Below are 14,873 nucleotides of genomic sequence, written 5' to 3'. Positions count from 1 at the left end.
TACCTTCTACTTAGTAATGAATGTGAGATATTTTGAGTGCAAATGTTCCGTCCGTAAATAGCGAGACGGGTAGAACCTATGCGTCAAACTTTACCCGCAGCGCAAATGAAGAATTTGCCAGCAAGCTCAGTTTGGATGATCAAAGAGATTTTGAGAGGGCAACTAGGGGAAGAATTGACTCGCTTGACTCGTTGGTGGTCTTTCACGATCAATCTATCGGACGCATTGTATGGGATATGGATGCATACAGGTTTGTTGAAGGGGAAGCGCCAGATACTGTCAATCCGAGTCTCTGGCGTCAAGCCAAGTTGAATGGGATTTACGGGCTTTTTAAAGTAACGGAACGTATCTATCAGGTCCGGGGCTTTGATATCTCGAATATTAGTTTTATCGAAGGAGATTCGGGATGGATCGTTATCGATCCGTTGACCTCAAGTGAGACTGCCCGAGCGGCAATGGCTTTGGTCGAGAGCGAACTAGGGGCCAAGCCGATAAAGGCAATCATCTACACCCATAGTCATGCGGATCATTTTATGGGCGTTTGCGGGGTAGCATCTCGCCAAGAGATCGCGCAAGAATCTATTCCGATCATTGCTCCGATCGGTTTCATGGAGGCAGCGGTCTTTGAGAATGTCATCGCAGGCAACGCGATGTTGCGACGTGCTTCATATATGTATGGCAACATCCTTGATAAAGGGCCCGATGGACAGATCGACTGTGGGCTGGGCAAGAGCGTTCCCAGCGGAAATATAAGTCTGGTAGCTCCTAGCGTTCTTATCTCGCAGACCGGGCAGGAGCTCTCCATCGATGGTGTGAGGATCGTATTTCAGTACACTCCCGACTCTGAAGCTCCAGCAGAGATGGCTCTCTTTTTCCCAGAACTCGAAGCCCTTTGTATGGCCGAGAACTGTAGTGGCGTTATGCATAACGTCTATACGCCTAGAGGGGCGCAGGTGCGCGACAGCCTAGCTTGGTCGAAGTACATAAACGAAGCCCTTGAACTCTTTGGACGAAGAGTAAACGTGCTCTTCAACAGTCACAATTGGCCCCATTTTGGGCAGGACGATTTGGTTGAATATCTAAAGTGTCAGCGTGATACCTATCGCTTTATTCATGATCAGACCATGCGCCTAGCCAATCATGGATTTACGCCTTTGGAGATTGCTGAGAAGCTTGAGCTACCCGACAGCCTTGCCAAGGAGTTTTCTAATCGAGGATATTATGGCACGCTAAGTCACAACTCGAAGGCGGTTTATCAGAAATATTTAGGATTTTTTGATGGCAATCCCTCCAATCTCAATCCTCTTCCGCCAAGCGAGGCCGGTGAGGCCTATGTTGAATACATGGGTGGAGCTGCGGCCCTACTAGAACGAGCACAGCGCGACTATGGCCTTGGAAAATATAGGTGGGTCAGCCAAGTCTTGACTCATTTGGTCTTTAGCGAACCAGAGAATATCGCTGCCCGTCAACTTCTTGCTTCGACATATGAGCAGCTTGCTTATCAGGCTGAATCTGGTCCCTGGCGTAACTTCTACCTTTGTGGAGCGCTAGAGCTTCGCTCGGAGGTCTCATTTGTTCCCACGGCCCGACCTGGGGCAAATTTTGAAGTTCTCTCTTCGATGTCTATCGATATGATCTTTGATCTTTTTGGAGTCCGTCTCAATGGTCCAAATGCGCAGGGGCGCAATATGGCTATAAATTGGGACTTTCCTGATACCGGCGAGAAGTGGGTCCTGTGGTTAGAAAATAGTGCGCTTAGTTACCTAGGCCGCCATGATCTCGAGGCTACAGCTACCATTCGATTAGATCGCCATGTGCTGGATCTGGTCCTTAGCCAAAAGCTTGCCATGATCGATGCTATAGGTTCCAAGCAGGTAATCATAGATGGCGACGTTGGCGCATTGATTGACTTTTTTAGCCTTTTGGACAACTTCGAAGTGGACTTTAATATCGCACTGCCTTAGCGGGCGCTTGAGAGAGTCTCTTCGTGCCACTAGGGGCTGCCTCTGTGTGTGAACAGCCTTTTGTTCATAAATGGCGTTTTCCGGGTTTGTTAGGTTTATCAAGGATAGAATCAGAAGAGAGCTCTTTGGCGCAGTTGCCACTTTTGAAGATCACTTTATTATCGTAGTTTTTGTAACTTGAAAATTAAGGTGTTTAGTTGGCAGGCCTTCGAGAAAGCCAACTCATTTGGTTTGCCCTTTGGGCAAGAGTCGAATTTTTAGCCTCTCACCTCGGCGGATTTGTTCAAGGTGGTGCAACTTTGTCGATAAAGTCTCCTATGAGATAGGTCTGCGATTTGACAAATATAGTCCGGAGAACGATTGACTGGAAAGAATAGCGATTCGAAGTTAGCGTCATTGTTAAAGATCGGCCGGCCGGCACAGCGCCTGCTTGCTAGCTCTGGTCTTGTCTTTGGTGGTTTTGCGACATCGACGGTCTTTGTCTCGCTGTTCTTTTATGTGGCCAGTGGAAGCGTAGATGAGATGGCCCTCTATGGGCTGGGGCGATATGTCGGCCTTATTATCATATCGGGGATAATCGTTAAGGTTTTTCCGCAAAGTTCACCCAGGCAGCTCTTTCGGATCGGCTTAATTTTGACGGCAGCCTTCTATCTCCTCATTATCGTACTGAGGACAAGTGCGGTTGGTTTGGTCGTGCCACTCGGGTTATTCAATGGAGCTGCTGCTGGGATCTACTGGTTTGGCAATAACACATTGGCTTTTGACGTCCTTAGTCCAGATGAGCGAAGCCACTACTATGGTTTGAGCTTCGCAATTATGAGCATTCTCAATGTGGCGATGCCCTTGGCTGGGGGATTGATAATCTCGCGTGTTGGCGGTGAACTTGGCTATGTCTGTGTCTTTGGGGTTTCATTAGTGAGCTTTTGTCTAGCATGGTGGACCTCGCGAAAGTTGCAAACTAGCACCGGGGTTGGAGCAGTTTCAATGCGTCATGCTCTAATCGTCCCACCCCGCCAAAGAGGCTGGAGCTTTATTTGGATCGCAATCGCCCTTCACGGATTCAAACAGGGCGGTGCAGATCTGGGGATGATTGTTTTGGTCGAACTTGCAACACACAGCTCAAGTGATCAGGGTATCTATGTCTCAATCGCTTCGCTAGCCGGAGTTGCTAGTTCAGTTATTGCTGGGCGCTTGCCGCCCTTAGTTAGAGGCAGGACAATGTGGATTGGAGCCCTTGGATACGGGATGGCTCTGATCTTATTATTATTTGGGGCTAACTTCGCCATTTTGTTGGTTTATGGACTCGTTTCAGGCTTTGCCTATCCGGGCCTTATGGTCTCTTTGTCGAGTGTTGTCTTGGACGTTATAGCTTCCGATCCGTCCGCAGCGCAACTGAGGGGCGAGTATGTGCTCTCTCGAGAGATAGCGACCAACGTAGGCCGTATCGTCGCCATCTCGCTTCTTATCGGTCTCATGTGGTTTTTGAGTGTGACGGCTTCAATCTTGGTCGTGCTCTGTGTGGCAGCAATCTTTCAGCTTGTGGCGGCATTTTTAGGTAGACATGCTTCACTCTCGCTCCGGTTGGCTTAATTTTGGGTACCTTCGGTGAAACTATGTAAGAAGGTTTCGGGATCGAATAGACCATCTGTAGTGGTATCTTTTGGGATTTATATACTTGACACCCTAACTTCAACGATTTAAGCTAGGAATATGAAGGACGGAGTGACCATCTCTGCCTATGAATTTATCAGAGCGCCGGAAAACCCCGTCCGTAAGGGCGGGGATGGATAGGCGCAGTTCTCTTTTCTTAAAGTACTCAATCTGTATGTTGACAAGTCCAACTAAAGTCCAGCGTGTATTGAGTGGATAGGTATAGATATGAGTATTCGAGAGCGCTTATACCCAAGGGATGAAGAACTACCCATTCTGGTACAACACTGCTCTGATGCTCGTTTTGTTTGGAATCTTGGTCTCGAACAACGCAACTTATGGGTTACGGGTAGATCACAAAAGATAACCTACAATACCCAAGCCAAGGAACTCACCCAATCCCGCAAGGAGACTTGGTTAGAAGAGGGTTCTGCTGCTATCCAGCAACAAGCCTTGAGAGACTTAGACCGTGCTTTTCAAAACTGGTGGGGAAGACCAGATCACTTCAAGAGACCAACATGGCGTAAGGCTGAGATAAATGAAGGCTTTGCTATACGGGACTAATCTGTCAAGAGACTTAACCGTAAGTGGGGATTGGCTTGGCCGGGACCGGTGCGACGAGCATGCCCCGAGTCTGACACTTGCAGGTGCGCCGGTAGGTAGGGCGGTAGGTAGGGCGGCGATGTCGGTGTCGCACGATGTGTACTTGCCAGTCGATCTGGTAGGAGGTCTCTTCGCCGAAGGCGGCATAAGGTGCCCCGCAACCCGAACAGATTCGCTCGTTGTCTGGTACGTCGTGGATCACTTCGACGGTTTCAAGGGCCGAGTAGTCCCGTCGGCCATGCCCTGGACTCTCTGGTTGTTGACCACGGGGGCGTTTCTCACCTGTGATATCGTCTTTGCCTCTTCTAGGCTCGACTGACTTACTCTTCTCCGACGAGGTGCCAAAGACGAGCTTTGCGAGAGTCGTCACCTTCTCGGTGAGCGCGCCAATCTGGCCTTCGAGTTCACTAACCCCGAATCCACAGAAATGGACCAGCTTGAGCCCTTCGGTGTGACTCTGAGTCGGTTTTTCGGAACTGATTTAGGTTTGACGGAGGGTCTATGGCTTAAATCTGGTTTCAGAGTGCCAAATATGACCTATTCGCTTTGTGATTGAGCCTTTTTGGTCATTTTTGAGATTGTGAAATCTCATTTTGGCCATAGTGACCTAATCCCTTGTCTTCTAGAGCAGTTCCTTCAAGTAATATTCAGTGTGTTAGGTAACCAGATCTTCAGGTGATGGCGATCTCAAACTTTCTGATCCGATCAAGAGCCTCTAAGAACTTATCCTTATAGTGCCAGTGTTCTTCAAGATGGAGTATTACTTTTCTAGCTGAACGAGTGATATGTCCTGCGATCTGAAAGTAACAACGTCGAAGCTTTGGTGTGGTGATAACAGTTTCTGCAATAGCACCTATTCGTGCCAGGTCGTGTGCAGTTGCACCGTGCCAGGTTGTGTGCAATTGCACCAATAACTAACCAGACCAGAGCTAACCAGACCAGTGATACGCCCCGGAAATCTTGGAGACTCCTAGTCTTTCAGTTAAGGAGTCATCATTATGGCAAGAGTAAAGAAGTATTCACCCGAAGTTCGTGATCGAGCAATACGAATGGTCACGGACCATCGAGGTGAGTATCCCCCACAGTGGGCAGCTATTCAATCTGTTGCTCAGAAGCTGTAAATGACGCCCGAGACGCTACGTACTTGGGTACGTCAGGCTTCGATAGATGTCGGTGAGACTAAAGGAACAACTACTCAATGAGAGAGAGCGCACCCGTCAACTAGAGCGAGAAGTCGTAGAGCTTCGTAGAGCTAATGAGATTTTACGTGCGGCCTCGATTTTCTTTGCGACCGAGTTGGACGGTCAAAGCGCGAAGCGAAGCAAGTAATTGCTTTTATAGATTGCAATAAGCAAAAGTGGGGAGTCCAGCCGATCTGTAGGGTCTTACAGTTCGCTTCCTCGACTTATTACTCTAATAAATCACGAGTTGCCTCAGTGAGATCTATTCGTGATAAATCTCTCAAGACGAAGATAAGTAAAATTCACAAGGACAACTACTTTCGTATATGGGCTTAGGAAGCTCTGGTGTGCGCTTAAGCGCGAAGGTATCGACATCGCGCGCTGCACAACAGAGCGTTTGATGGCTGAGCTCGGTATTTCTGGGGTGAGACGTGGTAAGACTTACGTCGTAACCACCGTCGCGAATGAGCTCGTAGAACGCCCGAAAGACCTGGCAAACAGGAACTTTACGTCTAATGAGCCAAACAACTTGTGGGTGGCGGATATCACTTACGTCAAGACAAAGATTGGCTGGGCCTACGTTGCCTTCGTTACAGACGTATTTTCAAGGACGATCCTAGTGTCCCCTCTCATAAGTTCCCTGAGTTCTAGTTCCCCAGATACTTTGCCATCGATGCGAATATCTCGTCAGCTGTCTTTACCCACCTAAATGGTGTTGGGTCTTGGTTCCAGCGCTCTGCCCAGGTGTTGATCGAAGCAACGAGTTGCTTTTGTGACTTATGGGTGGATGTGTGGAGCATTTTGGTAGTCAGTTCCGAGAACCATCTCTCAACCAGGTTCATCCACGAGGAGTAGGTGGGTGTAAAATGGAAGTGGAATCTGGGGTTTTTTATGAGCCAGGCCCGTACAGCATCGGTTTTATGCGTTGCATAATTGTCCAGGATGACGTGGACTTCGAGTTCTTTTGGAACTTCTTTTTTCACCTGATCCAAAAAGGCTATGAACTCGATCGCCCGATGAGCCTTTGTGGTGTTGGTGATCACCTTGCCAGAGGCAACATCAAGTGCTGCAAAGAGATTTGTTGTGCCGTTGCGTTTGTAGTCATGTGTTTGCCGCTCTGGAACAAAAGGTCTCATGGGAAGCAGTGGCTGGGTTCTATCCAACGCCTGGATCTGTGTCTTTTCGTCAATACATAGTACCAGTGCAGCATCAGGGGGATTGAGATAGATCCCAGTTATGTCGCGGACTTTTCGGTAAAGGCCGGATCGGTACTGATGTTGAAGTATCCCAAGACATGGGGCTTGAGGCCAAAGGTTCTCCAGATACGTGAGATGCTCGCTGGTGATACCCCGATCCGCTTGGACATTGAAGACGTCGACCACTGGGTAGCAAGCGGGGGCTCTTCTTCCAAAGTGATCCTTAGAATCTCGGCGATCTTTTCGTCATCAATGCTTCTCGGTTTTCCACTTCTCGGTGCGTCATCGAGAAGTTCCACTCCGTAGTTGATAAAACGCCGCTTCCATTTGCATACCGTCTCTGTAGATATCTGAAGTCTTTGCGCGATCTCGTTGGTTCCAACCCCTTCGTTACTCCATAGGGCAATGCTGGCCCTTGCCACCTGTCCTATGGGAGCTGTGGACTTTCTTACCACTGCTTCTAATTCGCTACGTTCTTTGGGACTGAGCGGAACCACCGAAGCTTGTCGTCCAGATCTCTTCTTGGGCGGCTTGCTCTGGTTGGCATCAATGTTTGGCTCCTCTGAAACGGTGTGACTTAGCATCGTTCTCCCTTGCAAGGTTATGTCCTTACCAAGGAGAACAACCTTACGAAGGGATTAATTCCTCAGTTTCAGGGAAATTATGAGAGGGGACACTAGGATGGAAGGTATCGCCATCGCTTAAGGCAAACTTGGCAACCGATGCCCTTGAGATGGCTATTCACCAAAGGGCGGTGTAGCCAGGCCTTGTCCATCATAGCGATTAAGCCGAGGTTTTCATTAAGCCGAGAAATCATAGTTATTCCAGCGTAGTCGTGGCTTACTGAACAATTCTTCGGCTTAATGTTTCAGTTGATTATCGTTATTATTCGTTGTATCTATATGTTTATAGAAAGGGACAGGTATAGATGCCAAGGTTGTGCCAATTGGCAATCTACCGTTCCAGAACTTCACGATTCTCATTTTTGAAACTCGACAATTGGCAAGTGGATAAAGATAATCAGGACTCTGGCTGCGTTCGTCGACAAACAGGGACGTGTCTACTCCCACCGTCAGGCGCCGTGCTCACTTTGAAGACGACTACTCCAGCAACCAGATTCCCGCCGGGAAGATCCTCACCTAGGATGGACTTCTGGTCCCGTATAGGCGGCGTTAGTACTGAAATGTTAGCCGAGGAATAATGATAATTAAGCCACGTGAAGTGCACAAATCACGATTTCTCGCCTTAATGAAAATCTCGGCTTAATCCCGATGAAGCCTATGAGAGTGTTGCTTGATCCATATCTATGTTAGGGGAGCCTTGTTTTTGGAGCAGTCTCTTCAACTACTTATTTAAAGATCCGGACTTTATTTAGAGCGCAACCTAGTTATAGTTGATCATGGCTAAATAAGATTCGATAGTTAGTTAATGCGGCTTTGTGGGTTGGATCATCAGTCTGTGTTTTGTTTTTTTTGGCAACGTGGATTTTTCATGGCTAGAGCTAGAGGTTTGAGTTTTTTATCTTTGATCTGGTCATTTATATTTTGGACCAGGTTGAAGTTTTGTGTATGAACTCCAGCTGGTTTTAAAGGAGAGCGTAATGGGCTCGTTGAATACTCTGAGGAGGTTTTATTGGCTTCAAATGGAATTTCATTGAACAATCTCGGTAAGTCGCGTCGCATGGCCGTTTTGGCTATCTGCTCAATGAGCCTGTTTATCGTTGGAATTGATAACACGATTATAAATGTGGCACTTCCTTCGATGGGGAGAGATTTAAGGGCGAGTGTTTCTGGGTTACAGTGGACCGTAGACGCCTATACCCTAGTCTTGGCCAGTCTTTTGATGCTCTCTGGTTCCACTGGGGACCGAATTGGACGACGTAGGACCTTCCAGATAGGGTTGACCGTCTTTTCAATGGGATCATTGCTGTGCAGTCTCGCCCCAAATCTAGGGTTTTTAGTGGCCTTTAGAATGTTGCAGGCCATTGGTGGCTCTATGTTGAACCCTGTAGCACTCTCAATAATCACCAACACCTTTACTGAACCCAAAGAGCGGGCCCAGGCCATTGGAATTTGGGGCGCCGTGATTGGAGTATCTATGGCACTTGGTCCAATCCTGGGAGGTGCTCTAGTGGATTCGGTGGGTTGGCGTTCGATCTTTTGGATCAACGTACCAATTGGAATTGCTGCTTTTGTCTTAGCAGGGAAGTTTATTCCGGAGTCGCGTGCCGACCACGCACGTAAGCTAGATCCAATTGGACAGCTTCTGATATTGACTTTTTTGGCATCGGCTACCTTTGGAATTATTGAAGGGCCGGCCTCTGGGTGGGGATCCGTGAAGATCGTAACCACCTTTAGTGTTGCGGCCATCGCTCTTGTCTTGCTTTTGATCTACGAACCCCGTAGAAATGAACCATTGATAGACCTTAGATACTTTAGGAGTATCCCCTTTTCAGGAGCAACTCTCGTTGCGATAGCAGCCTTTGGTTCCTTGGGTGGTTTTTTATTTATGAATACCCTCTATCTCCAAAATATTAGAGGATTATCTCCACTTTCGGCCGGAATTGACACTCTTCCAATGGCGATAATGACAATTTTTGCGGCCCCTCTCTCTGGTCGAATAGTGGGAAGCTATGGGCCGAGGGTCCCTTTGCTAGTTGGTGGCCTCGGAATTGGGCTAAGTAGCCTTGCCTTGACTGGTCTTAGCGCAACTACTCCCTTTTCGTGGCTCTTTGGCGCCTATTTAGTCTTTGGAATTGGCTTTGGGCTAGTGAATGCCCCAATTACTAATGCCGCTGTCTCTGGAATGCCCAGGCAACAGGCTGGTGTAGCCGCCGCCGTTGCATCCACAAGTCGTCAGGTTGGCCAATCCCTTGGTGTCGCGATAGTGGGGGCCATGTTATCGGTTGCAATGGGTGGAAACCTAAATGGTAACCTTGCAGGTGCTAGCCATTCGAGTTGGTGGCTTTTGGTTGGCTTTGGAACCACGATATTTTGTTTGGGGTTGATAATGACTTCGGGATTTGCCAAGGCGAGCGTAGCGAATGTCGCCTCAATTTTTTCATTTTCAAGCGAGTAAGCGCAAATGGCCAATAGCTTTTATGCGATCTATCACCTATCAGGCGAGATGGACGAACTCTTTTAAAAAGGAGATCTTGTTAGGCCGATTTGGGTGTAACTCCGATCTCTTTTATAGTTGCTTTCTCGTTTGGTCATCCCCTATAGGGTCACCTACGGTCGAGCAAGAAAGGACGACAGTATTCAAATGATACAAGTCAGGGATACAGGTCGGGGTACGCGACTCGTTGTAGCTCGAGCTAAAAGATGATGCTTCTTATTCGGGAGTTTGGCCAATTTTTATGCGGGGTTGAATAGCCTTGTTTTTTTTGGAAATTCTTGACAGGCGGGCAATAACGAAATGAATTTACTCGCAAAATTGGGCTGCTATTGCAAAAAGCCCGGAGGCCATTGGTTGACCTCCGGGTTTTTGATCTTTTTGAATCTTGTCTCACAAAAGGAGATAGTTGGCTCCTACTAGCCTTCTATCTTTTGGTCTCGAGGTTGTGGTTGGAGGATTCCTTATCTTCTTTTGGAGCAAATCGCGAGCGATGTGCTTTTTGCTTGGGGGCGGATTTTTGGGTTGTTTGGTTTGTTGGTCCACCCAATCTGAATCGTCCAACCAATTGAATCAGGCTATCTGAAAACCTAGAGAGGTCCTGAGCTGCTTCTTTTGTAGCCGAGGCATTGTCGGTATTTGAGCGTGCAATGCTTACGACTTCTTCAAGACGGTGGGCAATCTGACCGGAACCGTCTGCTGCAATAGAGACCGACCTTCCAATCTCTTGAGTTGTTGCCGATTGTTCTTCTACTGCTGATGCTATCGAGGTCTGTAGATCGTTTATCTTTGCGATCACGCCGGCGATAGCATTTATTGCTTCGATGGCTTGGTCAGTATCTTCTTGCATCTCAGAGATACGGTTTGCAATCTTGTGGGTTGCTTCAGAGGTCTCTTTGGCAAGATCCTTTACCTCGGAGGCGACGACAGCAAATCCCTTTCCAGCCTCACCGGCCCTAGCTGCTTCGATGGCAGCGTTCAAAGCGAGCAGGTTGGTCTGTTCGGCAATTGCATTGATAACTTTGACAACTTCATCAACCTTGGAAGAGCTCTCAGAGAGTTTGGACATTGAAGCTACGGCTACCTCGGCAGTTCCGACGGCTGTTCCTGCTACGCGAGCAGCTTCGGCGGCGCCTCGTGCGATTTCGTCAATCGAACTTCGAAGTTCTTCAGTGCTAGAAGCGACTTGGGTAACGTTAGTGGATACCTTCTCGGCGGCTCGGCTTACGTTGTTGGTTCGATCAAGCGTACCTTCGACCGACGTTGAGAGTTCGTCAGATGTTTTGGTAAGCCTTATGGAAGAGTTAGCCAAAGTGGATGAGGTGGCCGACATCTCCGTTATGGCACCCTTTACCTTCGTTATAAAGGTGTTGAGGGCAACCGATAAACTACCTATTTCGTCTTTGGATTGATAGTTTGCGCTGACAGTCAAATCGCCCTGTGCTGCCTTGCCGAGCGATCCTACGAGATCATTCAATGGAACTGTTATCGATCGAGCAGTCTTGCGCGAGATTAGGACTGAGGCCAAAAGTGCGATCGCAATGAGTGATATGAGTATCTCTTGCCGAAGGGTTGTCGAAGACGAGGCTCCATTTGACGCCGCTAGAAAGTTGTTGTCCACCGAGGTGACCACCTTATTTAGTGGAGTAGCCATGGATCCAAAGGCTAAGTTTGCAATTATCTTGCCCGCTTTATTAGTGTTCGCTGCGTTATGGGTGGATAAAAGAGAATTGATCTGGTTAGACATTGAGACGTAGGTGTCAAAGCCCGACGTTGCTTGAGTCAAAAGTTTCCTATTTGGATTCGATAGAGTGCTTGCGGTGAGAGCTTTATCCAATGCAGCGAATTGAGCAACTGCCTGCTTGTAGCTCGCGATGTCACCGCTAGCCACAGAGTTGGAGGCAAAGTCATATGCTACTGAGTTTTCCGCGAGAGCGATTTGGGTGGCAATCTGCTCTAGATCTGAGGTGGTCTTGCTGCTTATGGCTAGTTTTGTTAGTTGGTTTATGGTCGATGATCCACTTGACGTGGTATTTATTGCGAATCCCCCCACAACCAAGAAGAGTAAACCTAGAATTATTGAACCGATTGCGAGTCGTTGACCAACCCGCAATTCCTGAAATTGCCTCAAAATGGACCAACCCCTATTTTGTCATCCGTGAACTCGGCGATTCGAAAACCAACATCGATGGCTCACGAGCCCTTGATTTTCTAGTCGTCGTTTCTTATTGCGATCAAAACATGACTTTTATCCCGTTTGGGATCTTCAGTTCAGTATTGATCATCACCAGTTAGGAAGATAACTTTCTACCTTGTGTCTAGAGCATTTCGGCGCCATTTGAGCATAACTTGAGATCAACCAGATATTATTTTGCCAGCGTTGATTTTTGAGATGGTTACCAGCTAAATGGGATCCAAAGAAGACCTTTGAGATGACAGAGTTGGGCAAGAGGATAAAAAAAGAAAAAAAGTGGCCACTCCCATTGAGTTGGAAGAAGCCACTAATAAACAGTATATGACGGTTGGTAATGAAAATCGGCCAAAGGGCCAAAGTGCTTGGTTTGGCTAGAGTGCCATAGCGGCGTAAAGGGCTGCTCCTATGGCCATTGCATCTTCGTCGATGATCATTTTGTTTGAGTGATTCGGAGCCGGCATTGCCACTCCAGGAGGGGCTGCTCCTAAAAAGGCCATGGCACCTGGAAGGTTTTGAAGAACAAATGACCAATCTTCTGCTCCCATGACTGGTGTTGGCATCATTACCAGGGAATTTTGACCAAGTAGCTCTCTTGTTATTCCGGCAGTTCTCTGGGTTTCAACCTCGTTGTTTATCGTTACCGGGTAACTCCCGTGATGGAGTTGCAAGAGGGCTTCACATCCGTGTGCTTTGGCGATATTGATCACGACTCTTTCGATCAGTTCGATCGCACTTAGCCTCGTGTTTTCAGAGACCGCTCTCAGCGTCCCAAGAGCGGTTGCCTTCTCGGGTATTACGTTAGAGGTGGTTCCAGCTTCTATCTTGGATACCGTCAGAACTGCGGGATCGAATGCCGGAATGCGGCGAGTAACCATGGACTGAAGAGCTAAGACGATCTCGCACATCACAGGAATTGGGTCAACTGCATCCGAAGGCATTGATGCGTGGCCACCTTTTCCAATCACCTCTATCGAGAATTCATCCGCAGATGCCATCAAGGTACCTGATTTTATTGCGATAATCCCTCTAGGAATCACTGGCGTTATGTGGATTGCGAAGGCTCGATCGATAGTGCCAAAGTCGTTGATGAGCCCCTCTTCAATCATCACAGCCGCTCCACCGTAGCCTTCTTCTCCTGGTTGGAACATTAGAACCGCTCGTCCTCGTAACTCACTTTTTCGAAGAGCCAATATCTTTGCGGCTCCACAAAGCATTGCGACGTGTGCGTCATGGCCACAGGCGTGCATTCTATTGGGAATTTTAGAGGCATAGCCAAGGCCTGTATCCTCAGGCATGGGTAATGCATCCATATCTGCCCGTAGTAGGGTAGATGGTCCTGGCTGATCACCTTTTAGGATTGCAATAATAGAAGAACTATTTTTGCCAAGCGTTATATCGAAGCCAAGGTTCTCGAGATACTTCAAGATTAATTGCTGAGTTTCGGGCAGATGGAGTCCAAGTTCTGGATTGGAATGAATCGTTCTTCGGAGATCTATCATCTCCGTCGCGATGGACTTAGCGTCCTCTAGAATTCCGGTATTTGTTATTATTGACTCCATAATTTGCCTTTTAGTATCGTAATTATTGTAGTGATCGCTTCGGGGCACCTAATGCAACCTTTAGAATTTGGTTTCGGTATTCACCACTTCCAAGTTGGCCATAGCAGCCAATCAATAATATCTCTAAGCGAGGCGGCATCGGGGGTCAAATTTGATTTTGAGCTCATGGCTAGTGTCCCCTCTCATAATTTCCCTGAAACTGAGGAATTAATCCCTTCTAAGGTTGTTCTCCTTGGTAAGGACATAACCTTGCAAGGGAGAACGATGCAAAGTCACACCATTTCAGAGGAGCCAAACATTGATGCCAACCAGAGCAAGCCGCCCAAGAAGAGATCTGGACGACAAGCTTCGGTGGTTCCGCTCAGTCCCAAAGAACGTAGCGAATTAGAAGCAGTGGTAAGAAAGTCCACAGCTCCCATAGGACAGGTGGCAAGGGCCAGCATTGCCCTATGGAGTAACGAAGGGGTTGGAACCAACGAGATCGCGCAAAGACTTCAGATATCTACAGAGACGGTATGCAAATGGAAGCGGCGTTTTATCAACTACGGAGTGGAACTTCTCGATGACGCACCGAGAAGTGGAAAACCGAGAAGCATTGATGACGAAAAGATCGCCGAGATTCTAAGGATCACTTTGGAAGAAGAGCCCCCGCTTGCTACCCAGTGGTCGACGTCTTCAATGTCCAAGCGGATCGGGGTATCACCAGCGAGCATCTCACGTATCTGGAGAACCTTTGGCCTCAAGCCCCATGTCTTGGGATACTTCAACATCAGTACCGATCCGGCCTTTACCGAAAAGTCCGCGACATAACTGGGATCTATCTCAATCCCCCTGATGCTGCACTGGTACTATGTATTGACGAAAAGACACAGATCCAGGCGTTGGATAGAACCCAGCCACTGCTTCCCATGAGACCTTTTGTTCCAGAGCGGCAAACACATGACTACAAACGCAACGGCACAACAAATCTCTTTGCAGCACTTGATGTTGCCTCTGGCAAGGTGATCACCAACACCACAAAGGCTCATCGGGCGATCGAGTTCATAGCCTTTTTGGATCAGGTGAAAAAAGAAGTTCCAAAAGAACTCGAAGTCCACGTCATCCTGGACAATTATGCAACGCATAAAACCGATGCTGTACGGGCCTGGCTCATAAAAAACCCCAGATTCCACTTCCATTTTACACCCACCTACTCCTCGTGGATGAACCTGGTTGAGAGATGGTTCTCGGAACTGACTACCAAAATGCTCCACAGATCCACCCATAAGTCACAAAAGCAACTCGTTGCTTCGATCAACACCTGGGCAGAGCGCTGGAACCAAGACCCAACACCATTTAGGTGGGTAAAGACAGCTGACGAGATATTCGCATCGATGGCAAAGTATCTGGGGAACTAGAACTCAGGGAACTTA

9 protein-coding genes and 4 pseudogenes are annotated in these 14,873 nt (G+C 48.0%); 8 read left to right on the top strand and 5 right to left on the bottom strand.

Annotation, left to right across the window (positions count from 1 at the left end; translation table 11 throughout):
• Positions 1-32: 32 nt before the first annotated feature.
• The 3 genes from ACIDITHRIX25_RS93060 to ACIDITHRIX25_RS93050 all read left to right on the top strand — a co-directional run bounded on the left by ACIDITHRIX25_RS93060 (position 33) and on the right by ACIDITHRIX25_RS93050 (position 4,178).
• Entirely contained in the window at positions 33-1,964 is a 1,932-nt protein-coding gene (locus ACIDITHRIX25_RS93060; protein ID WP_201732903.1) for an alkyl/aryl-sulfatase, read from the top strand.
• A gap of 360 nt (positions 1,965-2,324) precedes the next feature.
• Positions 2,325-3,554 carry an MFS transporter gene (locus ACIDITHRIX25_RS93055; protein ID WP_201732902.1) on the top strand — a complete coding sequence of 410 codons (1,230 nt, stop codon included), beginning with the start codon at positions 2,325-2,327 and terminating at the stop codon, positions 3,552-3,554.
• Between the two features lie 288 nt (positions 3,555-3,842).
• Positions 3,843-4,178 carry a transposase gene (locus ACIDITHRIX25_RS93050; protein WP_201732901.1) on the top strand — a complete coding sequence of 112 codons (336 nt, stop codon included), beginning with the start codon at positions 3,843-3,845 and terminating at the stop codon, positions 4,176-4,178.
• Between the two features lie 13 nt (positions 4,179-4,191).
• Here ACIDITHRIX25_RS93050 and ACIDITHRIX25_RS93045 read toward each other — a convergent pair whose 3' ends face one another.
• Both ACIDITHRIX25_RS93045 and ACIDITHRIX25_RS93040 read right to left on the bottom strand, forming a co-directional pair.
• Entirely contained in the window at positions 4,192-4,587 is a 396-nt protein-coding gene (locus ACIDITHRIX25_RS93045; RefSeq protein ID WP_201732900.1) for a hypothetical protein, read from the bottom strand.
• 301 nt (positions 4,588-4,888) lie between these two features.
• Positions 4,889-5,125 (bottom strand): hypothetical protein, encoded by a 237-nt coding sequence (locus tag ACIDITHRIX25_RS93040; RefSeq protein WP_201732899.1) that lies wholly within the window; start codon positions 5,123-5,125, stop codon positions 4,889-4,891.
• 90 nt (positions 5,126-5,215) lie between these two features.
• On the opposite strand from ACIDITHRIX25_RS93040, the pseudogene ACIDITHRIX25_RS93035 reads away from it, so the two are divergent.
• The 3 genes and pseudogenes from ACIDITHRIX25_RS93035 to ACIDITHRIX25_RS93025 form a co-directional block, all read left to right on the top strand.
• Positions 5,216-5,429, top strand: a pseudogene (locus tag ACIDITHRIX25_RS93035) (transposase); the annotation flags it as partial.
• 303 nt (positions 5,430-5,732) lie between these two features.
• A pseudogene (locus tag ACIDITHRIX25_RS93030) lies at positions 5,733-5,825 on the top strand (IS3 family transposase); the annotation flags it as partial.
• Complete coding sequence (locus ACIDITHRIX25_RS93025) at positions 5,799-6,107, top strand: DDE-type integrase/transposase/recombinase (protein ID WP_502756203.1); 309 nt, start codon at positions 5,799-5,801, stop codon at positions 6,105-6,107. The pseudogene ACIDITHRIX25_RS93030 and the gene ACIDITHRIX25_RS93025, both read left to right, overlap by 27 nt.
• Here the strand turns inward: ACIDITHRIX25_RS93025 and ACIDITHRIX25_RS93020 are convergent.
• Positions 6,046-7,145 (bottom strand): annotated as a pseudogene (locus tag ACIDITHRIX25_RS93020) (IS630 family transposase). The gene ACIDITHRIX25_RS93025 and the pseudogene ACIDITHRIX25_RS93020 sit on opposite strands and share 62 nt — an antisense overlap.
• Before the next feature lie 1,129 nt (positions 7,146-8,274).
• Between ACIDITHRIX25_RS93020 and ACIDITHRIX25_RS93015 the strand changes: the two are divergent.
• On the top strand, positions 8,275-9,672 hold the full coding sequence (locus tag ACIDITHRIX25_RS93015) for an MFS transporter (protein WP_349632152.1): 1,398 nt from the start codon (positions 8,275-8,277) through the stop codon (positions 9,670-9,672).
• Between the two features lie 463 nt (positions 9,673-10,135).
• On the opposite strand, the gene ACIDITHRIX25_RS93010 is transcribed toward ACIDITHRIX25_RS93015, so the two are convergent.
• Both ACIDITHRIX25_RS93010 and ACIDITHRIX25_RS93005 read right to left on the bottom strand, forming a co-directional pair.
• The gene (locus ACIDITHRIX25_RS93010; protein ID WP_201732897.1) at positions 10,136-11,839 is read right to left on the bottom strand and encodes a methyl-accepting chemotaxis protein; all 1,704 of its coding nucleotides are present in this window, start codon (positions 11,837-11,839) and stop codon (positions 10,136-10,138) included.
• 434 nt (positions 11,840-12,273) lie between these two features.
• Positions 12,274-13,461, bottom strand: coding sequence for a M20 metallopeptidase family protein (locus tag ACIDITHRIX25_RS93005; RefSeq protein WP_201732896.1), 1,188 nt, complete (start codon positions 13,459-13,461; stop codon positions 12,274-12,276).
• Positions 13,462-13,758: 297 nt separating this feature from the next.
• On the opposite strand from ACIDITHRIX25_RS93005, the pseudogene ACIDITHRIX25_RS93000 reads away from it, so the two are divergent.
• Positions 13,759-14,858: pseudogene (locus ACIDITHRIX25_RS93000) on the top strand (IS630 family transposase).
• Positions 14,859-14,873: the final 15 nt, after the last annotated feature.

The organism is Acidithrix sp. C25, from assembly GCF_904848545.2.
The sequence above is the reverse complement of the archived record's forward strand: the minus strand, read 5'-3'. Positions and strand labels throughout refer to the sequence as shown.

Coding starts and splice junctions, on each gene's coding strand:
- ACIDITHRIX25_RS93050 (WP_201732901.1), top strand. CDS start 3,843: ATGAGTATTCGAGAGCGCTTATACCCAAGGGATGAAGAACTACCCATT.
- ACIDITHRIX25_RS93025 (WP_502756203.1), top strand. CDS start 5,799: ATGGCTGAGCTCGGTATTTCTGGGGTGAGACGTGGTAAGACTTACGTC.
- ACIDITHRIX25_RS93015 (WP_349632152.1), top strand. CDS start 8,275: ATGGCCGTTTTGGCTATCTGCTCAATGAGCCTGTTTATCGTTGGAATT.
- ACIDITHRIX25_RS93005 (WP_201732896.1), bottom strand. CDS start 13,461: ATGGAGTCAATAATAACAAATACCGGAATTCTAGAGGACGCTAAGTCC.